This window comes from Bacillus sp. PAMC28571 (assembly GCF_014250435.1).
Classification (GTDB): Bacteria; Bacillota; Bacilli; order Bacillales; family Bacillaceae; genus Bacillus; species Bacillus safensis.
Genome location: NZ_CP060191.1, coordinates 950,917 through 970,601 on the forward strand (window position 1 = coordinate 950,917; position 19,685 = coordinate 970,601).

The following is a 19,685-nucleotide window of genomic DNA, read 5'->3' on the forward strand; positions in this document are numbered from 1 at the left end:
TGATAGAACGGAGGTAATGCGGACTTGGCAACGTTTGAGTCACGATATAAAGAATTAACGTTTTATGTAGGCGGTGCGCCTCGTAAGTTTTCGGACGGAATCTACACGACTACAGATCCGGAAGAGATCGAGGTACTAACCGCACTCGTCGACGCTGTTTGCACGGCTGAAGACGAACCAAAAACGGAGGATAAACCGAAGCCGGCGCCAGCTAAAAAGCCCGCCAAGAAATCCTCCGCAAAATAACAGGAGGTGAGGCGTTTGGCGGCTACGGTCGAAGGTGCAAACGAATATATCAATACGTTTTTAGTAGATACCGAGGATTGGGTCGACGCAGATGAATCGAAGAAGAGCCGGCTAATAAACCGAGCTTCTTCGACTTTGACGCGTGTTTTCCCTACGTACGTCATACCCGACAAAGCGGTTTACGAGTTCGTTAACGTACTAGCAATCGCGTACAACGACACCAACCGTCTGAACAAACACGGAATTTCTTCGTACTCAATCACGGGCGTCGCTGCGTTTAATTACAAAGACACGCTACGGAGTGAAGACGAAGACCTTATCCCGCGCGAGTCAATCAGCGCGATCGAAGAAGAAAACGGCGTTCAAATCGGAGGCAAACGCATCAGAAGGACGGTGCTATAGATGGCTATCTTTCCGATGCGCCAAACTATTACTGTGAAGCGCCTATCTTCTGAACGAGACGTTTGGGGAAACCCGATCGCGGAAGCCGAAGAGTTAATGCTAAAATGCCGCATCGACGAAGGCTCTGCCGCAGTCAAGTCACGAAACAATGGCGTCACTAAGTCCGAAGAAACAGTCGCATCGGCTCGTATTCTATTAGATCGCCTGGCTGACGTACGTTATACCGACGTTATCTCTTACACGAATGAACTCGGAGAAACTATGGAAAAGAGACCGAAGGAAATCAACGTTAAGAGACATATCGGCGGTAAAGCGATTCTGACGGAGGTGCTTCTATGAGTTTTACGTTTGATGCGAGTAACTTTATCAGCGGAATAAGCGCCGCTAGCCGTGGAGCACTCGAAGGCGCGGCACAAGCGCTTGGTGATTCGGGAGACGACCTCGCTAGGGTTGCGCAGAACATCGCGCCGATTGACAAAGGTACGTTACGAGGCAGCGTCACGAAGAAGTTTAAATTGACGCCAGGAAAAGCGTCGGTTGACGTTTCATTCAGAGCGGTCGAGGACGGCTTTAACTACGCAATTTGGACGCACGAAATGGACTACAAACTCGGACCTACGTCGGCGGGTGCTGGCGGAATTGACGGCTACGAGGTCGGAAACAAATACCTCGAAAGGCCTCTAAAAGGAAACGCCGAGAAATACGTCCGTTGGATTGCCGATGGTGCACGCGGAGGGCTGACCTAATGCGTATAGTCGAATTAATTAACTTCATCAAAGCGCGAGTCGACGGTGATTACTACGCAAATAAGTTTTCAATAGACGGCGAGGGAGCGGAAATATCCGTTAAATTAACGGGCGGCTTCCCTACGTCTAAATACACCGGACTAAAGCGGCCGTCTTTTCAAATACTCGTCCGAGGCGAATCAAGAGACGGCGCAGGGGCGGAAGATAAGGCGTTTGAGCTATACGATGCGCTTACGAATCTATCCGAGGTTCAGATCGGCGGGAGCTCAATCGTACAAATACGCTGCAATAACTCGGCGCCGTTGTATTTAGGAGACGACGAATCCGATCGTCCAATATATTCATTAAATTTCGATTGCGTAGAGCGTCCTTAGGGGCGCTTTTTATTTTGCGCAAATATAAAAGGAGGAAAATAGATGGCGGCAGGAATTAGAGGAATTAACGTTCCTATCGGTCCGGCAATCGTCGAATTTGGCGAAGGTTCCGAGCTAGTTACGTTTGATATCACGAAAGGCGGCATCGTCTTCAAGGCGGAGACGTCAATTCAAGATACGACGGTTGATCAGTACGGAGACACACCCGTTAAGTCAACGATGAAAGGTCGGAATGCGGAAGTGACAGTGCCATTTGCGCTTCACGATTTAGAAAGATTAGCCGCAGCAATGCCGAATAGCCGACTCGTGAAAGATAGCACGGACCCGGTGAAGATGAAATTAGTCGTTTCCGGTAAAGCAGGCTTCGATATGTTAGCAGCGGCTAAAAAGCTCGTTATCAAACCGACGGCTACAGGCACAACACCAAACGACTATATTACGATCCCACTTGCGGGCGCTATGTCAGATCCGGAATACACGTACAACTCAGACGATGAGCGTATCGCGAATCTAACGTTCAAAGCATATCCGGATACGGACAACGACGGCGACCTATTTATCATGGGCGACGAAACAGCGGAATAATAACAAAAGGCATCGCTTAGCGGCGGTGTCTTTTTATTTTGAAAGGAGGTTACGCAATGAGCTTATTTGGTATCGGAGGTACGAAAAAGGTATCAAACGAACTTACACTCGGCGACAAAACGGTTCAAGTACCGAAGCTAACGCCGGTCAAATGGAAGGAACTATTCGAAGTAGTCGATCGCTTGCCGCATTTATTCTTTACGGTTTTAAGCACAAACGGTCAGGACGATTTTGCAGCTACCTTAGTTGCGGCTATTAATCTAGCGATGGATGAAGTCGTAAAGATTGTCGCAGTCCTTTCCGGCCTGGACAAAGACTACGTGCATGAAAACGTCGGTACTGACGAGATTGTCGAGTTTTTAATCGCGGTCGTTGAAAAGAATCGTCTGCAATCCGTAGCAAAAAACCTGAAAAGCCTTCTTCCGAAAGTAGCGGAGTAAGACGAACGGATGAAGGCGAGTACACAATCGATGACTACTTAATAGATGCGGCGGTTCTGCTCGGCGTCACGCAGCGGCAGATAGAAAACGATTATTACATGGTTGATATTCCGAAAATCTTACGCTCCAAAACGAAGGCTAATGCGATAGATCGTCTGTCGATGATTTCGTTGCTTGTCGGTTCTGAGGGACGCGTCATGGACGACCGCGAATACCAACGTCTCGTAAAAGACTTACGGAAACAGGCCGGCTATGTTGAGCGCGAAGAATTTGACCGTGAAAAGTTCGAGCAATTGCGGAACTTCTTTAAATAACGGAGGAAAGGAGGAAATCTATTGGCGGGTGTATCAGTAGGCGAAATCACAGCGACGCTGACGCTACAATCGAATCAATTTACGGCCGGCGTAGCGCAAGCCCAGGCGCAGATGCAGCAGATGGGCAATTCGGCCAAGTCGCTAAGCTCGCAAATGGGCCTCGTACAGAAAGCGGCCTTGGCGGTCGGCGGCGCAGTCGTAGTCGGCATCGGAGCCTCAGCGAAAGCGGCGGCGAACTTCGAGCAGCAAATGAGCGCCGTCAAAGCGGTATCAGGCGCCACGGCGGGCGAGATGAAAACGTTGACCGATCTCGCAATCAAGCTAGGTGAATCGACGTCGTTCAGTGCGACCGAAACGGCGCAGGCGACCGAAGAACTTGTAAAGGCCGGCGTAACGACTAAGGATATCATAAACGGCGGCTTAGCAGGCGCGCTCGATCTAGCAGCGGCGGGCAATTTAAATCTTGCGGATGCGGCCGAGATTGCCAGTACGGCACTTAACGCTTTCAAGGCCGACAGCTTATCGGTATCTGAAGCGGCCGACATACTCGCAGGCGCAGCCAACGCCTCAGCGACGGACGTAGGCGAAATGAAGTTCGGCTTGGCGCAGGTATCAGCAGTCGCGTCTGGAATCGGAATGTCGTTTAAAGACACTGCGACGGCACTTGCGGTTTTCGCGCAGAACGGAATTAAAGGTTCAGACGCCGGTACGTCTCTTAAAACGATGCTATCGCGGCTAGAACCGCAGACGAAGCAGCAACACGAAGAAATGATGGAACTCGGTCTCATAACGGCAGACGGGACTAATAAGTTCTTCGACCAAGCCGGCTCTTTAAAAGACCTGGCGACTATCTCCGGCATTCTACAGAACGCGTTCAAAGGCCTATCGGATCAGCAGCGGCAGTCTTCGCTTCAGACGTTATTCGGTTCGGATGCGGTCCGTGCTGGAACGGTGTTTTATAAAGAAGGCGCAAAAGGCGTTGAGGATATGGCGGCGGCCATGTCGAAGGTAACGGCGGCTGAAGTAGCGAAAGTAAAGCTCGATAACTTCCTCGGATCAGTCGAAGAATTCAGCGGCGCAGTCGAGACGCTGGGTATTAAGCTCGGAAACGAGTTCTTACCGCACCTACGGAAGATAGTCGACATTGGAGCCGATTTAGTTCGGGCGTTCAGTTCGCTTAACCCTAGCGTAGTAGCGACGGGCGTCGCAATGGTCGGTACGTCGGCCGGAATCGCCCTTACGGCTTCTTCTGCGATAAAGCTTGGCTTTGCGTTGCGCGGTCTATTCGCCGCAATGGGACCGGCTGGCTGGATCATAACGGGACTATCGATACTCGGCGGCTTGTTAGTCGGCGTTTCCGCGGGCTACAAGGCGCTAAATACCGTTAACTTAGAAGCGGCGACCGCGAAACAAAAAGAAGTCGAAGGCATTAACAAAACGATTAAAGGCTACGACGACCTCAAAGCGCGCATCCAACTAAGTAATGACGAACTATTGCGATATCTCGACATTACAGACGAATTAGCCAACGAAAAAGACTCGAAAGCGATCAAGAAGCTAAACGCGGAACAAGAAGAACTTCGTAAAAAGTCCGGTCTGACGAACGCCGAGTTCGACGAGTTCTTGCGGCTAAACGATCAGATCATAAAGAAATCACCGGAAACAGAAGCGGCTTTTTCCGCGCAGGGTAACGCAATCGCAAAGAATACCGAAGCAATGAAACGGTTGAGTGCGGAAAAAGCGGAAGAGCTACGTTTGGAACTCGAAAAGCAAAAGACGATTGCCGAACGGAACATGGAAGGCAATCTAGCGAAAGAGGCGCAGTTAAAGAAAGATATTAATGAAGCGGCGGCTCAGCGCGTCGAGAAAGAAAAGGCCGTTACTGAACAACTAGCGAGAGTTAGAGATATTGAATCGAGAATTGCGGAGGCAAAAAGAAACGGGAACGAGGCTCAAGCGCAGTCGCACGAAGTCACCCTGAATACGGAGAAGCTGCGCCTGGAGCAGATGCGTAATGAATTGATTAAAAGTACGGAGCTTCTACAGAGTAAAAAAGCGAATCTTGCGGAGGTCCAAAAAGAACTAGCTAAACTCGGTCAGGTTAATCAAAAACTAATCGACCTAGAACTCCGCCAAGTCGGGTTAAAAGCAAAACGCGAGCAAGCGGTTAGCGTTATCGATAAAGAAATCGCAAAACAAGAAGCGGCGAAGCAGAAGCTAATAAGTACGACTTCAGCAGGGCAGAAGAAAAGCGAAGAGTATAAACGAGCCGTTAATAATATCAACGAAGAAATCGCAAAGCTTGAAGCTGCTCGTGCTAAAGTCGCTGAAATCACCGGCGAAGCTCGTAATATGAACGAAGAACTTGCGAAAGACATCTCGAAGCAGATCACGCTAAATAAAACTGAATTTGTTACGGTTCAAAACAGAAGCGGCGGCAAAGACGTCGGCGTTCATAGTGGAGGCGGCCACGCAGTCGGCGAATATCACGTCGGAGGCATCGTTGGTAAACCGGCAGGCAAGCTACATTCCGGCGGTCTAGCGTCTAAGTTCGGCAATCCCATGAGCCGCGAAGTTGATATCCGCGCGTTAAGAAACGAAATGGTCTTGACGGAAGCGCAGCAAGCGAATTTATTCCGCATGATCGACGCCGGACATACGGCTCGTGTTGCGTCAGCAGGCGGCTATAGTCCGCAAATGCAATCGGATCTATTAGCGATCAGAACTGCGATCGAAGCGAGCAAAGGTGCGACTGTCATCATGGATTCGGAAGTAGTCGGGCGCCTAGTCGAACCGCACGTAAGCAGACGGCAGATGGACGAAATAGATCGAAGCAGCTATTAGGGAGGAGGTGAGCGGTTGAGCAACGCTAGTTTTATCAAAGCGATAGCGCCGGATGCGCAGAAAATATACCGGAATTACAACATACTCGCGTCGCTTATCATTGCGCAGGGGTGCTTGGAGTCCGGCTACGGTAATTCAGGCCTGGCAACGAAAGGGAAGAACCTATTCGGCGTCAAAGGGTCGTACAAAGGCGAGTCAATTCGGATGCTTACGTGGGAGGTATATAACGGCCGTAACGTTCAGGTCTACGCCGACTTTCGTAAATATCCGTCATGGTACGAGTCGATGCAAGACCTCGCGAAGTTATATATTAACGGAACGAGTTGGGACCCGAATCACTACAAAGCAGTCGTCGGTCAAACGAACTATAGAAAAGCAACGAAGGCGCTCGTAAATGCCGGATATGCAACGGACCCAGCGTATGCGACGAAACTGAACAACATCATCGCGACGCATAACCTGACGAAATACGACACGAAGAAGACTACGGATACTAGTACCGACGTTGATAAGCCAGCGCAGCCAAAGCCGGAACCGTCCGTTGTTGATATGGACGAAAACTTTAATGAAGATGCGTTCTCGCCGGATATTGTTTTCGGGCGATCTTCAGCGATTCCACGTTCGGACGCAAACTTCCGAATACAGTATCGCAATGGAACGATTATTGATATGGCGAGGGATCTGTCGGTTCTAGTTCGAAGCTTGGTCGTTTCGGCGCCGTCCCCGAATATCACTTACGAAAACATACCGGGTAAAAACGGTTCTTATCGCACGGGCAAAGATTTCGGAAATCGCCGGATCACAGCCGAATGTACAATGTACGCCGAAGACGCGGCCGACTTCTACTTGCTACGCGACGAAATATATAACGCTCTCTACCAAGAATCCGAGTTTTATCTAGTCGCGGAAGGCAACCCGAAAAAACGTTGGCGAGTGGAGCTGAGCGATTCTTTTGATCCGGAAAGAAGCGGAAGCGTGGCCGATTTTTCGCTAACGTTCGAAAGTGCATCTCCTTATTGCGAATCGGTCGGAACGACGCAGGACCCGTTCACATTTGACGCGAGTCTTTGGCAGTTCGGAGAAAGCTTAGAAGATACTATTCCGGTCTATAAACACACGTCAAAAAGCTTCCGTATTTACAACGCGGGGGCTATTCGTATTGATCCGTTAGAGCTACCATTTGTCATTTCGTACAAGGGGGCTTCGTCTAAGTTAAAGATCACGAACAAAACGACAGGCGACGAGTGGCAGTATGTAGGAGATTCGACGGCTAAAGAGACGATCATACTAGACGGCGTCAAAGCTCGCAAAGAAGGCGTGAGTATTTTCGGAGACACAAACCGACAGACGATTCGGCTCGAGTCGGGATGGAACGAATTTATAATATCGGGAACGAGCGGGTCCTTCGAAATCAAATTCGATTTCCGATTCTATTATTTCTAGGAGGTGGCGCGATGGAGCTACTTATAAAAACGGTAAGAGGCGAATTCGAGGCGCTTACCGACTACGATTGTACGGTTCGGGAAACGGTCGAGAATGAAAAGTCGCTCGATGTGTCGGTTTTAAGTACGAGAAACAACGACCACTCATTCGGGTTGATCGAGAACGAAAATATACTCATTTGCGACGGAGAAGAATACGTCATCAAAAAGACGCGTCCAGTCACGGTAAATGAAACGATAAGGGTCGAGGCATCCGGCGTCTATAAGCCGTTAATCGACCTCGCAGACAACTACGTTTATAGCAAAAGCGGAAAGAAGCGGAAAATGACCATTGACGACATGGTTGCGATCGCACTCGAAGGATCGGGCTACACATTCGACATATCACCGGAAGGACTGGACGCTACGTTCGAACTCGAAGATTTCGGCGACGGTTTCTCTAACGATTTACTGCGAGATATTCTCGATAAGTACAAAGCGGAATACACCTTCGACGGCAAAACGGTTGTCATTGCGAAGGAGTTGGCTCGCGATACCGATTATCAGATTCGTTATAAATTCAATTCCCGAGACGAATCGGTTGAGATCGATACGAGTTCGCTTAAGACGTATATCCGCGGCTATGGAAAACAGAACGACAAAACGAAAGCGTACGCTGTAGAGCTCGAATACACGAGCCCATTGGCGGAAATTTACGGGATAAAGCACGCGGCACCTATTCGTGACGATGCGTATACTTCGGCTAATGCTGACGAGTTAGAAATCCGTTTGCAAGAGGAACTGACAGATACGATCGAGCTATCACTAACGTTGACATATACAGAGCTTCGTCATTTCGGAGTCCAAGATATACGTAAAGGCGACTACGTATGGTGCATGATCGATCCATTCGGAATCAACAAACGGATTAAAGTTGTCGGAGTCGAGCGGTATTCCGATCCGACTAAGTCGCCGGTTTATACTTTCGGAAAGCTGAAGCGTGATATTAAAACGGATATGAAAGGTTTCCGTAAGACGGAGAAACGCGTATCTAAACTGTTCGATGCAGCCGGAAAGGTAAAAGGAACGACTATCGGAGCCGGAATACGTATCGGAAGCGACGCCAACTTTGACGACGGCTATGACCCGACAACTATTCCGAAGTACGGGCCGGCGACTGCGGTTTCTGACGGCTTAATGACGTCGGGCGATTTTCAGAAGCTACAAAGCATCGTCGTTGGTCCGGATGGTAAGCCGCAAGTAGACATGGCAAGCGCATCAAAAGCCGGCCTAATGTCGTCAGCAGATTTCATAAAACTATCGAAGGTCATCGTCAGTTCTTCGGGGGCCAACGTTGACCTAAACAAACTCGTAACGGACCTAACGGCGCTAACTGCGAGAGTGGCCGCGTTAGAATCAAAATAAAGGAGGCACTAAATGGCTAACGTATTTTTAAAGCGAATAGCGTCGGCGTGGGATCGTATTGCGCGTAATAACCTAAACGATAACTTTTCGAACATCGAGCAAGGTTTTACGAAGGTCACGGCTGAGCTAAACGCCCACAAAAACGCATCGCCCGCACACAAGTCCGAGCAAATTCAGCACGGGCTTTTTACTGCTGCCAATCGCCTAGATAACTTGAACGCACGCTTTGCGAACCTCGTCGTTAATCACGATGGCGAAGACGTCAAAGAAGTCGTTGACTTGCGGGTAGCTCTCGACGCATCTACGCATCCGACGGCGAAAGATCGTTTCGATTACGACTTCGCTAAGCTAATGAAGAAAATCGAAGACATGGCCGTATTTGTTTCGCTGCGTCCGTACTTAGAGAAATACGGAAACTTTGACGACGCAATGCAAGCGGCACTGGACCTGTCGAAATCAACGCCTATTACACTTGTCGTTCCGCCTGGAAACTATACGCAGACTCGAACGCTTCGTATTTTCAGAAACACTCGGCTGATCGTTCAAGGAGGCGCAGTTATCAAACGGAATTTCGTTGGCTCAATGCTGGTCAACGGACTTGAAACGGATAATTTTAGCGGCTACAACGGACATGGAAATATCGTGATTGAGGGCGACGGGACCTTCGATAGCAACGGAACCGTCATCAAGCAGCAATGCTCCGTCTTCGGGTTCGCACATGCGGACGGAATCATCATTCGCGATATTACCGTATTGGACGTCGTAGGTGGGCATGCATTTGACTGCGCAGGCAACCAAAACGTCTTGATAGAAAACGTTAAATTTAAAGGATACGCTGACTACGTAGGCGACCGTTGGTTCTCGGCAGCCATTCAGATCGACTTAATGCGTTCTTCTGCAAACTTCGGCGCTTTCGGTTCGTACGATCAAACCGTCACAAGAAACATCGTCATTCGCGGAAACTATTTCGGAAAATCAAACAACCTCGGTGGTTGGGCGCGTGCGGTCGATTCACATACGAGTACGGACGGCGTTTGGTATTCGGTCATCCGCATCTTAGACAACGTCATCGAAGACACGACTGAATACGCGATCAGCGGGAACAAATGGTACGATACGCGAATCAGCGGAAACAAAATAAATAACTGCGCTTCGGGAATCCGTATTCTTTTGCCGTCTGTGTCGTCTCAATATACGCAAGATGCAAACGGAAATCCGACGGGGCGCGTCAATAAAACGAAGCATCACATTATCACCGAAAATACGATTACGAACATCACGAAGAACCACGCGATTCAAGTATACGGACGGAAAGATTATCAGACGATCGACGACGTAGTTATCTCCGGAAACATAATTGACGGGGTTGTTGAGCGACATGGCATCCACATCTCCGACGTCTACAACTATACGATCGGAAATAACGTAGTCGATAACGTAGGACACCATGGTATTTTGATAACACGTAGCACATACGGCTCAGCTACTGCAAATACGCTACGAGGCATTAAAGGTAACGGAATCCGTATCGAAGAGGGCTTGTGTAATAACGTAACGGTCGCAAATAACATTCTGAAAGACGTTGGCTTTTCCGGTATCTCCGTATCAGGGGAATCGCGAAGAGTACGCGTCTTTTTTAATACGCTCGTAGATGTCGGAACGAGGGCGACTGAAAGCGACGGTTATGACGGAATCATTTTCTTATCCGGCGTAGCTCGGTCCATGTGCGCGTTTAACGATATTACTGGACTTGGTATGCGTCACGGTATTTATCTAACGAATACTTGCTCGCAGATATCCACGTACGGAAACTATGTAAAAGGTGCGGGCTTTGACGACAGTTACAACGACAACAGTATCGACCCGATCACTTCGACTGCGAACGTTATTTAAAGGGAGGAAAACGGATGTTAGCAAAAGATGGCGCTTTGTCTTTCGACGTCAATGCGCAAACAAAGCGGCCTATCAATGCCGCCATACAATTCAGCACGCAGGATATAAACACGGCGCGCCTGTCCTTTAAACTCACGAAAGACGGCGTACCGTTGCCGTTGTCTGCGGTCGTAGGTAAATTAGTCCTTTCGATGGCGGATGGGAGCCGTTTTATTCGAGCAATTACACTAGTTAATAAGCCGGAAGGTCTCGCCGAATACGTTTTAGGTGCGGACGAAATTCGTCATTACGGCACAGTAAAAGCCGAGCTTATTTTGTATTACACGAACGGTCAGGCTCTTTCTATTCATAAATTCGGCTTCAGCATCGAGCAGTCACTTATCGACCAAGACATCGTCCCTGTAGCGGAATATTACATCGACGACTTTGAAACGCTGCGCGGTCAAATTAATGATCTTTACGACGACGTTGTTGCAACCGTTGCGGAAATCGAAGCGAAGTTCGAAGACCTGGATAACGTTGAAACGAAGGCTGGCGCGCAGGAAAAGGTCGATGCGCATGCAGAAAACACAGATGTACACGTAACGCCTCAGAAGAAAGCGGAGTGGGACGCCAAGGAGACGACGGCCGGCGCCCAAGCGAAAGTAACCGCACACGCAAATGATGCAGTAAAGCACGTAACTAGCGAAGAGCGGTCGACATGGAACTCGAAGGAGACTACGTCAGGTGCGCAGCAGAAGGTCGATCTTCACGCGAACAATCTAGATTTGCACGTTACCGCGGACGATAAGACGAAGTGGAATGCGGGGCAGCTCCGGAAGCTAACGGCTGATACGGGTTCTTTCAAACTTAACCTAGCTGGCAAGGACTTATATACGGATTTACTAACGGCCCGTACGGCAACTTTCTACGGAAATAGTACGTCAGCAAACGGACCTAGCTCGGCTTCGCTACGTGGATTTCAGATTGCGGAGGATAATGTTGGCGAAGTACTGGCGATGGGTAACGACGGATCTACTTGGCGCAATACCTTCGGTTCAGGCACTTTCCGTGGATGGAGACGGCTTTTAGATACGAAAGACACCGTCGTTGTTTGGGAAACGCCGTCGTTAGGCAATGGGTGGAAGCAATACGTATCACCGGACGGATTTCCGCACACGTTGCGCTACACAAAAGACGCATTCGGAATCGTTGAGATTATCGGCTCAATCGCAGGTGGGGCGCTGGGTAATAACGTCGCGGCGTTCACATTGTTGCCGGATTATTTCCCGATCCAATCAATGCATTTTATCGGAGTAGCTTCGAGTGTAGGAACGACAAACGTACCGCAGTACCACCGTACGTACATCGGAACAGACGGTAAGGTTTGTATTCAATCGTGTTCTAACACGGCTAATCCGAACGAGTTTATAACGTTTGGCTTCCGTTTTAGGGCGGCGAAAGTATAGGAGGTGCTTTAATGATCCGCGTATATAAATACGATGAAAATTATGTATGGCAAGCAGCCGGAGAAATACTCGTTGATACAGAGAATGGTGAAGAAATTCCGGAAGGATACACGCCAGTCAAACCACAAGACGGTCTGTTTATCGCGACATTCGATCCGGAGAAAGAAGAGTGGTTCGAGGGTGCAACGCAAGAGTACATCGACAGTCTGTTTCCGGAAGCTGCGCCTACTGAACTCGAACTCGTTCGCCAGCAACAAGCGGAATTGGTTTTCACGTTAATGATGAAGGGAGTGATTTAATGAACTGGTTCGCGATCATCAAGAAGTTTTATGCAGACGGAGATTGGACGAAGGAACAAGTCGCGGCGGCGGTCGTCATGAAGAAAATTACGTCGGAACAATACGAAGAAATTACGGGCGAGCCTTACGTAGAAGCGTAGGCTTTTTATTTTGCACTTAAGGAGGATTTGCGGTGACTCAACCGACTACGCACGAACTTAATGAAAAGATCGCGAAGATACAGGTCGACATCGCCACCATCATCGCAACACAACAACATCAGACGCGCATCTTCGAGGAGTTCCGAGAAATGGCGGCAACGGCGCTATCTAGGGCGGACACGGCTGACGACAAGGCGAACGAAGCCCTGCGTATTGCTCAAACGGCCCGAGACGATCTACGAGAATACCGCGACCAGGTTAAAGGTGACCGACGTTGGCTTATCGGGATTGCGGTTCCGGTAATGCTGGCGTTGGTGCCGGTCCTGTTCCGTTATTACTTCTAAATAAAACGAAAAGGGAGACGATTATATGACGATTAAAGTGACACAGGATCTAGTATCTCCGAGTAAATACGGTATTAAATGTCCGAATACAATGGATGCAAAGTATATCACGTTCCACAATACTGCGAATGATGCATCGGCCAAAAATGAGATTTCGTATATGAACGGTAACAGCAATCAGGTCTCGTTCCACTTCGCAGTAGATGACGTAGAAGTGCGTCAAGGAATTCCGGTTAATAGAAACGCTTGGCACTGCGGAGATGGGGGCGGCGCTAATAGTGGAAACAGAACGTCAATTGGCGTCGAGGTTTGTTATTCAGAGTCCGGCGGCGAGCGGTACAAAAAAGCGGAAGCACTAGCGATTAAGTTCATTGCGCAGCTTCTAAAAGAACGCGGCTGGGGCGTCGATCGCGTTAAAAAGCATGAAGATTGGAGCGGAAAGCATTGCCCACACCGTGTACTCGATGAAGGTCGTTGGGGCGCAGTTAAAGCGGCAATTGCGAAGGAACTCGCTGCTCTAAACGGAAGTAAGGCGCCTGCTAAAACGGGGACAGCGACTAAGCCGGTGAAAACGTCTAAACCAAAGGCGCCTAGTAAAACGACGTCTAAAAAACTAAAGGTACCGACTGGCGTTATCCGACAAGGTGCTCGCGGAACGGCCGTCACGCAACTTCAGAACGCACTAGCATCCGTTTATTTCTATCCGGACAAAGGGGCGAAGAATAACGGCATCGACGGTATTTACGGTCCGAAAACGGCAAGCGCAGTCAAGCGATTCCAATCGACGCAGTCCGGCATTGCAAACGACGGCATCTACGGACCAGCAACACGTACCAAATTAGTGGCGGCACTAAAGAAAGCGGGGTATAGCATATGAAGACGAATATTAGCGCAGGAACGGTGAGTCGATTTATTTTGCTTGCGTTGGCACTCGTAAACAGCGGGCTGACGATGTTTGGCATACAGACGATTCCGGTAGACGAAGCGGCAGTGTCCGATTTTATTGCGTTGCTGTTTCTCGGGGCAACTTCGCTATTAGCGTACTGGAAGGATAATGACGTGTCTAAGAAGGCGCGCGAAAGAAAAGCTTTGGATGAAGTCGGCAAGAAATAAGCGGAACTTTCGGCGGTTGCTTACGTATAAAAACGTAGGTAGCCGTCTTACATAACAATAACGTATAATTGAACGGAGGGAGGAGATCGGATGGTAAACGTATTAACATATAGAATAATGATGATTCTCGGAATTTTAATCGCAGTCGGAGGTTGTATCGGGGCTTTCGTTTTATACGACCAAGCTATCGTTGATGGGGCGGCTGTGGGTAAGAAACTTATTTCGACGATGGATGACACTACATTGGCTGACTTCGCAAAAGAAACGTATGAGACTTCGAAGGCTAAAGCCGATCAAATGTGGTTGAGCGTAATTGTGAGCGGAGTTGGCGGCTTATTTTTAGGTGCTATTTTATTCGCCATTGCGGTCATCCTCCGAGTGATTGTACGTAGAGATATAGCGGTAAGTAAATAATATCGGAAAGCCCCGTCCCTAGCCGGATGGGGCGTTTTTTACGTTTAGTATATCCGCAAACTTAACGAAATTAGTATCGCCTCGATTATCCTTCACACGAAATTCCTTCCGTAGATGGTCTACGTATGTAACGCGTCCACTTACTTCGCGAACAAAGCCGTCATCGTATAGCTCGAAAAACAGCGGCAAATCTTCGCTCATTGCCGAAGAAATAACGAACTCAAATTCGGCGAATTGTTCTTCGCTTAATACCGGCCGTTCTATCTTCTGCTTCGCGAGGCGTAATTGACGCAAAGCTTCGTTGTGCTCCGGCAAAATGAACTTCATCTTCCAGCGGTTCTGATCCTTCCGTTCGTCCCACATCGGCGACACCTCCGGTTAAATTATAACCGAATGTGTGTTCGTTTATCAATCGTTACTTTTATAAGCATTATTCATAGCTTCTCGCAATTCTTCATCGACGGAAGGAGCCTCGTTATCAATTTTGAAGAACAGCTTCTCTAGTAGATTTTCTAATTGTTCTATATTCGTGCGTAAATAGCCGTCATTTCTGTTTTTGGTTAATTCGTAAATTCGTTCACTCTTCAAGTCGTTGAGTTTATTTTTGATTTCAGTTAGTTCCCTAGAATAACGTTTACTTACAGTCTTTCCATCCATGCGTTTTCCTCCTTAGATTTACGTTCATCTTACCTCAAACAATTTATTCATATCACGTATTTCTAACACCTCGCATATCTTTCCGATGTGTGTTCGATTAACTGTTGTTCTTTGTTGTTGCGATATCTCACTGATAACATTCGGGCGCAATCCTGCTCTTTCTGCGAGTTCTTTTTTAGTCATGCCGATTTCTGCAAGAAGATCGTCTAACTTTACGTATAACTCCATCGAATTACCTCCGTTTCTATAGATTTAGTATATCGGAATATCGCTATCATGTAAATAAAAATATTGACATATCGATATTTATATCGTTAATATTAAAATAACGATATAGCGATATGGAGGTATCGATATGCATTACTTAGCGGAACACCAAACGTTCTCATCAACGCAGGCTCTAAATACGGCCGTCTACGAACACATCAAACGAAATTCATACGACCTATCCGACACAGCGCGGACCGCACTTAAACAGATCGCACGCTATGCGGTTAAGTTCGCAGGCGCAGCGCATCTCAAAGCGGAGACCTTAGCGGACCTGATCGGTAAATCCGTCAAGACGGCGCGCCGTGTTCTTAATCAATTGGCTGCGCTGAACATCGTCAAAAAGATCGCAACGACTCGTAAAATCAACGGGGGCAAGGGCGCCAACATAATCGTCATCTTGCCGTTAGCTGCGAATGACCAGTCGACAATGTCCACTCGACCAGCGACGGAAAACGCCGATGTGCCAACGGTTGAGACGGTCAAAATCGAAAATGAACCATCGGATTCTATTAATCACTTAAATCAAAAGCACGTTAAAGATACGGCTGCGGTGCCGGCTGAAGCGCTGAAAAACTCGTTGCCAACGGAAATCTACAACGCTATGAGTCGATACTTTGACGCAGCAGAAATCTATAAATATTACGGCTTGTTATTGCGTGCTAAGGCTTCCGTAGATCCTTCGCTAATGATCGAGCATGATCCGGAGCCTTTCGTAGATGCGTGGCATAAGACGATACTCAAAGCGAAATTGAACGAAATTAGCCGTTTTGATGACTACGTGTATATTTCGTTCCAACGTGCAGCAAGCGAGGCAAAACGTAGGAAAATGCGTGGTAAATTAGAGGCGTTCGAAGCGTTTCTTGAAGCGGAATAATTCGGGTGGGTATCGCATGAAATACTTGCAGAATAGCGCTCCTATCGTCTATAATACGAAGTATCGAAGTGAAACCGTTTGACTTACCGACTGACTTAACGTCTATATACCAACGTTTGACTTACCGACTGACTTACCGGAGACTTATCGTATACCTTGACAGGGTAGAGGTCGCTGGTTCGAGCCCAGTCGGAATCATCGTTGAAACCCTTGCGTAGCAAGGGTTTTTTGTTTTTTGGGCTACGAATATTTGTTCTGTTTCTTTTGATTGGGGGACGAACTTTATTCACCAGATGGTTGATTTGAACGAAATTGAAAATGGTTTTTTAAAAAGATGCAATATCACATTGAAAAAACAAGAGATGAAGATGATCTTTATGAAGTAGCTTCTACGATTAACAACGTTCTCTTATTGAATCCCAATATGCCAATCAACGATAAAATTAATGGAAATCTAAATCAAATTGCTAAATTTTTAGAAAAAAATAAAGATCCACTTATAGTAAATCTCGGAGAACATATTGCTATGAAAACAAGTTTCCTTTAGTAAGCTTGGGCACAAAAAACAGGCCATACTAGTGGAAGATTTATTTGGAGTATCATCAAATAATAAAAGGCATACCAGAGAGGCGAATTCGTCTCTCTTTTTTTGTTCTTTTTTGCGGTTTCTTTTCGGTGTGGAATATTCAAACGGATGATAATATATGTAATTATAGGGAAAATAAAGGAATGGATAGGGGGAGGTTTGTTTGGGAGAAAAAGTAGCAAGCCCATTTGTTGCTAAAATGATCGGTGATTGGTACGGATATATCAAGAAACAGGACATTCTAAAGGCTGAAAATAAGAGAAAAGAGATCGTAATAGCCTTTGAAAATATGGAAGAAGATCAAAATGTCTTATTATACTTTAACTTGATTGATTCCAGATACAAAATGTTGGCACAGGAGTTTGAGGGATCAAAAGATATATTGAAGCAAATAGACATTGAAGAGAAGCAGAAAACGGATGACATGATTCAGTATTATTATTTCTTCTTCAATGGCATGTATGAGTTTTATAAAAAGCGCTTTTCAGACGCTATCAACTATTATCATATTGCAGAGACCCGACTTCGAAACGTTCCTGACGATTTAGAACGTGCTGAATTTAATTATCAGCTTTCGATTGCATACTACGAAATCGCACAAAATCATTTCTCCATTAACCACGCCAAAAAAGCTTTAGAAAGCTTTAAATCAGCAGATTTACAAGAGAGTCGGGTTGCTACTACTCTAATGGTAATCGCATCAAATAAGATGGATTTAAACCAATTTGTACAAGCTGAATCCACCTTTAAGGATGCTATTAATTTAGCAGCAGAATCTAAAGTTGATTTGCCACAAGCGCTAGGGTATTTCAATCTTGGGATATGTTATGAGCGTCAAGGAAAGCTTCAGCAAGCTTTAGAATGTTTACAAAATGTCTTTTCGGTTGAATTAAAAAAGCCACACAAACCACTGTATATGAGAACAAATTACATGTTAGCGCGTGTACTCTTCCAGTTAGATAAAAAAGCTGAAGGGCTGGATGCACACAACGAGTCACTCATGTTAGCGAATGAATTAGCTGACAATGCGTATATTGCTAAGTTAAATATCATACATTTAATATATGTAACAGATGATGAAATTCAGCTCGACGCAGCTCTTGATGTACTGAAAAATCAAAAACTTTGGACAGATGCCGCAGAATTGTCAATTATGGCAGCAAGATTTTATAAAAAGCAGGATAATTACAAACTGGCATCAAAATACTTTGATGAAGGTTTGGAATCACAGGCCAAAAAATTGACATGGATGGAGGAGGAAGCTGAATGAAGCACTTGAAAGTTATGATATTAAGCCTTACATTATTAATGGGGATTACAACCACTGTACATATAAATTCCTTAAATGATTTTCAAACCGCAGAAAACGGCTACTTTGGTTAAGCATGGAGTCTATTAATAAAAAAGCCCTTTTCGGGGCTTTTTTTATTTGAATATTATCTGCTATTTTCATTGCTGTTTCAATTGATCAAAACACAACTTCAAAACGTATAGGCAAAATAAAAACAGACCCTGCAGGGTCTGTTTTTATTGGGACGGATGGGGCCTAATCATTACTATCTTTTTCATTAAGATTAGAAGTTCCCTATACGCTCCATTGCTTTATCAAAAGCTGCTTTTCTTTTGTCTCTTCATAGTCAATACTTGAATTATCTATACAAAAAGAATTTAATTACTTCGATTTTTCTCTCCCCAATCACATAACTGTTCTAAAATTGGTAAAAGTGTTTCTGCCTTATTTGTAAGACTGTATTCCACTTTGGGAGGGACTTGTGGATATTCCTTTCGTATAATCATCCCATCTGCTTCCAAATCTTTAAGTTGTGCACTCAATGTTTTAAAGGTAATCGTTCCAAGTCTCCTTTTCATATCATTAAAACGAACGGGTTGATTTTCCGAAAGGAGATACAGAATTAGCATTTTCCATTTGCCTCCTATAACTGATAAAGTATATCCAAAAGGTGTCTCTTGGATATTACCCGTTTTTCTATAATCAGCCATACTCATATTGACACTATCCTTTCTGATAGTAGCTATCTAAATAGTGCGTACTATTTTTTTATTTATATTCATTTTATACTTACTTTACTTTGAAATAAAGGAGAGAAAACAATGACTAATATTAAAACCTACAATCACAATCTATGGGATCACGGTATTACCCAAGGATATAGCGTTAAAGGAACAATTTACATTTCAGGTCAGTTTTCATACGATAAAAATGGTATATTCGTTGGTAAAGAGGATATTGAAGTTCAGACTCTACAAACATTTGAGAACCTTGATCGGGTATTGGTGGAATTGGGAGCCACGAAATCCAACATTGCATATGTGGAAATTTTTCTAACAAATCCACAAGAACACTCCGAAACGGTCATAGATCTATTCAAGGAATACTTAGGTCAACACAGACCAGCTGGCAGTCTCATTGGTGTGACATATCTGGCTTTCCCAGAGCAATTGATTGAAGTCAAGGCTATCGCACACACTGATTAAATACGTTATCAGATTAATTTGATCAATTCTCTATACAAGGGAAAGGGTAGAATCTTTATCCGGTTTATTATCTTATAATTTAAGCAGAATAAGGCTTCGAGCTAAACAATCAAAAAACTATAAATGAGGTAGCCCAATCGTAATCATCGTTGAAACCCTTGCGTAGCAAGGGTTATTTGTTTTTTTGACAACGAATAAATTTTTGATTGGGGACGAACTTTATCCACCAGATTGTTTCTCAGTATTTTTAGGATGAAAATGATTAAAGTGTTCTGAAGTGTTAAATTATAATTTGTTTGTGACTTGACTATAAATACCTGAGGTTGTTTTAGCACTAGCATGTCCCGCTCTTTT

At 46.0% G+C, this 19,685-nt stretch carries 26 protein-coding genes; 22 read left to right on the forward strand and 4 right to left on the reverse strand.

Translation table 11 applies throughout. The features are described 5' to 3' along the window. Nucleotides 1-24 precede the first annotated feature (24 nt). The 19 genes from H7F25_RS04555 to H7F25_RS04640 all read left to right on the forward strand — a co-directional run bounded on the left by H7F25_RS04555 (nt 25) and on the right by H7F25_RS04640 (nt 14,448). Nucleotides 25-246, forward strand: coding sequence for a hypothetical protein (locus H7F25_RS04555; protein WP_185854312.1), 222 nt, complete (start codon nt 25-27; stop codon nt 244-246). A gap of 6 nt (nt 247-252) precedes the next feature. Continuing rightward, a complete protein-coding gene (locus H7F25_RS04560; RefSeq protein WP_260627231.1) occupies nt 253-648 on the forward strand; it encodes a hypothetical protein in 396 nt (131 codons plus the stop codon). Beyond that, nucleotides 649-987 (forward strand): hypothetical protein, encoded by a 339-nt coding sequence (locus tag H7F25_RS04565; protein WP_185854314.1) that lies wholly within the window; start codon nt 649-651, stop codon nt 985-987. Continuing rightward, nucleotides 984-1,394, forward strand: coding sequence for a hypothetical protein (locus tag H7F25_RS04570; protein WP_185854315.1), 411 nt, complete (start codon nt 984-986; stop codon nt 1,392-1,394). Before H7F25_RS04565 ends, H7F25_RS04570 begins: the two co-directional genes overlap by 4 nt. Continuing rightward, nucleotides 1,394-1,768, forward strand: coding sequence for a minor capsid protein (locus H7F25_RS19245; protein WP_221899236.1), 375 nt, complete (start codon nt 1,394-1,396; stop codon nt 1,766-1,768). Before H7F25_RS04570 ends, H7F25_RS19245 begins: the two co-directional genes overlap by 1 nt. 42 nt (nt 1,769-1,810) lie before the next feature. Next, nucleotides 1,811-2,353 (forward strand): hypothetical protein, encoded by a 543-nt coding sequence (locus H7F25_RS04575; RefSeq protein WP_185854316.1) that lies wholly within the window; start codon nt 1,811-1,813, stop codon nt 2,351-2,353. A gap of 56 nt (nt 2,354-2,409) precedes the next feature. Next, nucleotides 2,410-2,793, forward strand: a complete 384-nt coding sequence (locus H7F25_RS04580) for a hypothetical protein (RefSeq protein WP_185854317.1) — start codon at nt 2,410-2,412, stop codon at nt 2,791-2,793. A gap of 98 nt (nt 2,794-2,891) precedes the next feature. After that, complete coding sequence (locus H7F25_RS04585; RefSeq protein WP_185854318.1) at nt 2,892-3,107, forward strand: hypothetical protein; 216 nt, start codon at nt 2,892-2,894, stop codon at nt 3,105-3,107. A 21-nt stretch (nt 3,108-3,128) separates the two neighbouring features. Further along, nucleotides 3,129-5,951, forward strand: coding sequence for a phage tail tape measure protein (locus tag H7F25_RS04590; RefSeq protein ID WP_185854319.1), 2,823 nt, complete (start codon nt 3,129-3,131; stop codon nt 5,949-5,951). 15 nt (nt 5,952-5,966) lie between these two features. Further along, nucleotides 5,967-7,394, forward strand: a complete 1,428-nt coding sequence (locus H7F25_RS04595) for a glucosaminidase domain-containing protein (protein WP_185854320.1) — start codon at nt 5,967-5,969, stop codon at nt 7,392-7,394. A gap of 11 nt (nt 7,395-7,405) precedes the next feature. Beyond that, nucleotides 7,406-8,797 (forward strand): phage tail protein, encoded by a 1,392-nt coding sequence (locus H7F25_RS04600; protein WP_185854321.1) that lies wholly within the window; start codon nt 7,406-7,408, stop codon nt 8,795-8,797. 12 nt (nt 8,798-8,809) lie between these two features. Next, nucleotides 8,810-10,690, forward strand: coding sequence for a right-handed parallel beta-helix repeat-containing protein (locus tag H7F25_RS04605; RefSeq protein WP_185854322.1), 1,881 nt, complete (start codon nt 8,810-8,812; stop codon nt 10,688-10,690). 14 nt (nt 10,691-10,704) lie between these two features. Beyond that, on the forward strand, nt 10,705-12,138 hold the full coding sequence (locus H7F25_RS04610) for a phage baseplate upper protein (protein ID WP_185854323.1): 1,434 nt from the start codon (nt 10,705-10,707) through the stop codon (nt 12,136-12,138). 11 nt (nt 12,139-12,149) lie between these two features. Beyond that, a complete protein-coding gene (locus tag H7F25_RS04615; protein WP_185854324.1) occupies nt 12,150-12,437 on the forward strand; it encodes a hypothetical protein in 288 nt (95 codons plus the stop codon). After that, entirely contained in the window at nt 12,437-12,577 is a 141-nt protein-coding gene (locus tag H7F25_RS04620) for an XkdX family protein (RefSeq protein ID WP_185854325.1), read from the forward strand. Before H7F25_RS04615 ends, H7F25_RS04620 begins: the two co-directional genes overlap by 1 nt. A 32-nt stretch (nt 12,578-12,609) precedes the next feature. After that, entirely contained in the window at nt 12,610-12,921 is a 312-nt protein-coding gene (locus H7F25_RS04625; protein ID WP_185854326.1) for a hypothetical protein, read from the forward strand. Nucleotides 12,922-12,946: 25 nt separating this feature from the next. Then, complete coding sequence (locus H7F25_RS04630; RefSeq protein ID WP_185854327.1) at nt 12,947-13,798, forward strand: peptidoglycan recognition protein family protein; 852 nt, start codon at nt 12,947-12,949, stop codon at nt 13,796-13,798. Further along, nucleotides 13,795-14,034 (forward strand): phage holin, encoded by a 240-nt coding sequence (locus tag H7F25_RS04635; protein ID WP_185854328.1) that lies wholly within the window; start codon nt 13,795-13,797, stop codon nt 14,032-14,034. The genes H7F25_RS04630 and H7F25_RS04635 overlap by 4 nt, the downstream gene beginning before the upstream one ends. A 90-nt stretch (nt 14,035-14,124) precedes the next feature. After that, nucleotides 14,125-14,448 carry a hypothetical protein gene (locus tag H7F25_RS04640; protein ID WP_185854329.1) on the forward strand — a complete coding sequence of 108 codons (324 nt, stop codon included), beginning with the start codon at nt 14,125-14,127 and terminating at the stop codon, nt 14,446-14,448. 18 nt (nt 14,449-14,466) lie between these two features. Here the strand turns inward: H7F25_RS04640 and H7F25_RS04645 are convergent, their stop codons facing one another. The 3 genes from H7F25_RS04645 to H7F25_RS04655 are packed head-to-tail and all read right to left on the reverse strand — an operon-like array spanning nt 14,467 to nt 15,333. Further along, nucleotides 14,467-14,811 carry a YolD-like family protein gene (locus H7F25_RS04645; protein WP_185854330.1) on the reverse strand — a complete coding sequence of 115 codons (345 nt, stop codon included), beginning with the start codon at nt 14,809-14,811 and terminating at the stop codon, nt 14,467-14,469. Between the two features lie 45 nt (nt 14,812-14,856). Continuing rightward, the gene (locus H7F25_RS04650; RefSeq protein WP_185854331.1) at nt 14,857-15,105 is read right to left on the reverse strand and encodes a hypothetical protein; all 249 of its coding nucleotides are present in this window, start codon (nt 15,103-15,105) and stop codon (nt 14,857-14,859) included. Between the two features lie 24 nt (nt 15,106-15,129). Further along, nucleotides 15,130-15,333: a helix-turn-helix domain-containing protein gene (locus H7F25_RS04655; RefSeq protein WP_185854332.1), complete on the reverse strand. Its 204-nt coding sequence runs from the start codon at nt 15,331-15,333 to the stop codon at nt 15,130-15,132. A gap of 127 nt (nt 15,334-15,460) precedes the next feature. Here H7F25_RS04655 and H7F25_RS04660 point away from each other — a divergent pair, with 127 nt between their 5' ends. Beyond that, complete coding sequence (locus H7F25_RS04660; RefSeq protein ID WP_185854333.1) at nt 15,461-16,249, forward strand: helix-turn-helix domain-containing protein; 789 nt, start codon at nt 15,461-15,463, stop codon at nt 16,247-16,249. A 749-nt stretch (nt 16,250-16,998) separates the two neighbouring features. Continuing rightward, the gene (locus tag H7F25_RS04665) at nt 16,999-18,105 is read left to right on the forward strand and encodes a Rap family tetratricopeptide repeat protein (protein ID WP_171464160.1); all 1,107 of its coding nucleotides are present in this window, start codon (nt 16,999-17,001) and stop codon (nt 18,103-18,105) included. 398 nt (nt 18,106-18,503) lie between these two features. Here H7F25_RS04665 and H7F25_RS04670 read toward each other — a convergent pair whose 3' ends face one another. Then, on the reverse strand, nt 18,504-18,842 hold the full coding sequence (locus tag H7F25_RS04670; RefSeq protein ID WP_025093428.1) for a winged helix-turn-helix transcriptional regulator: 339 nt from the start codon (nt 18,840-18,842) through the stop codon (nt 18,504-18,506). A gap of 105 nt (nt 18,843-18,947) precedes the next feature. Here H7F25_RS04670 and H7F25_RS04675 point away from each other — a divergent pair, with 105 nt between their 5' ends. Beyond that, on the forward strand, nt 18,948-19,331 hold the full coding sequence (locus H7F25_RS04675; protein WP_185854334.1) for a RidA family protein: 384 nt from the start codon (nt 18,948-18,950) through the stop codon (nt 19,329-19,331). The last annotated feature ends 354 nt before the right edge of the window (nt 19,332-19,685 follow it).

Excerpts from the sequence above, each read along its gene's own strand:
- H7F25_RS04565 (WP_185854314.1), top strand. The coding sequence starts at position 649 with ATGGCTATCTTTCCGATGCGCCAAACTATTACTGTGAAGCGCCTATCT.
- H7F25_RS04570 (WP_185854315.1), top strand. The coding sequence starts at position 984 with ATGAGTTTTACGTTTGATGCGAGTAACTTTATCAGCGGAATAAGCGCC.
- H7F25_RS19245 (WP_221899236.1), top strand. The coding sequence starts at position 1,394 with ATGCGTATAGTCGAATTAATTAACTTCATCAAAGCGCGAGTCGACGGT.
- H7F25_RS04575 (WP_185854316.1), top strand. The coding sequence starts at position 1,811 with ATGGCGGCAGGAATTAGAGGAATTAACGTTCCTATCGGTCCGGCAATC.
- H7F25_RS04580 (WP_185854317.1), top strand. The coding sequence starts at position 2,410 with ATGAGCTTATTTGGTATCGGAGGTACGAAAAAGGTATCAAACGAACTT.
- H7F25_RS04585 (WP_185854318.1), top strand. The coding sequence starts at position 2,892 with ATGGTTGATATTCCGAAAATCTTACGCTCCAAAACGAAGGCTAATGCG.
- H7F25_RS04600 (WP_185854321.1), top strand. The coding sequence starts at position 7,406 with ATGGAGCTACTTATAAAAACGGTAAGAGGCGAATTCGAGGCGCTTACC.
- H7F25_RS04605 (WP_185854322.1), top strand. The coding sequence starts at position 8,810 with ATGGCTAACGTATTTTTAAAGCGAATAGCGTCGGCGTGGGATCGTATT.
- H7F25_RS04610 (WP_185854323.1), top strand. The coding sequence starts at position 10,705 with ATGTTAGCAAAAGATGGCGCTTTGTCTTTCGACGTCAATGCGCAAACA.
- H7F25_RS04615 (WP_185854324.1), top strand. The coding sequence starts at position 12,150 with ATGATCCGCGTATATAAATACGATGAAAATTATGTATGGCAAGCAGCC.
- H7F25_RS04620 (WP_185854325.1), top strand. The coding sequence starts at position 12,437 with ATGAACTGGTTCGCGATCATCAAGAAGTTTTATGCAGACGGAGATTGG.
- H7F25_RS04630 (WP_185854327.1), top strand. The coding sequence starts at position 12,947 with ATGACGATTAAAGTGACACAGGATCTAGTATCTCCGAGTAAATACGGT.
- H7F25_RS04635 (WP_185854328.1), top strand. The coding sequence starts at position 13,795 with ATGAAGACGAATATTAGCGCAGGAACGGTGAGTCGATTTATTTTGCTT.
- H7F25_RS04640 (WP_185854329.1), top strand. The coding sequence starts at position 14,125 with ATGGTAAACGTATTAACATATAGAATAATGATGATTCTCGGAATTTTA.
- H7F25_RS04645 (WP_185854330.1), bottom strand. The coding sequence starts at position 14,811 with ATGTGGGACGAACGGAAGGATCAGAACCGCTGGAAGATGAAGTTCATT.
- H7F25_RS04650 (WP_185854331.1), bottom strand. The coding sequence starts at position 15,105 with ATGGATGGAAAGACTGTAAGTAAACGTTATTCTAGGGAACTAACTGAA.
- H7F25_RS04655 (WP_185854332.1), bottom strand. The coding sequence starts at position 15,333 with ATGGAGTTATACGTAAAGTTAGACGATCTTCTTGCAGAAATCGGCATG.
- H7F25_RS04660 (WP_185854333.1), top strand. The coding sequence starts at position 15,461 with ATGCATTACTTAGCGGAACACCAAACGTTCTCATCAACGCAGGCTCTA.
- H7F25_RS04670 (WP_025093428.1), bottom strand. The coding sequence starts at position 18,842 with ATGAGTATGGCTGATTATAGAAAAACGGGTAATATCCAAGAGACACCT.
- H7F25_RS04675 (WP_185854334.1), top strand. The coding sequence starts at position 18,948 with ATGACTAATATTAAAACCTACAATCACAATCTATGGGATCACGGTATT.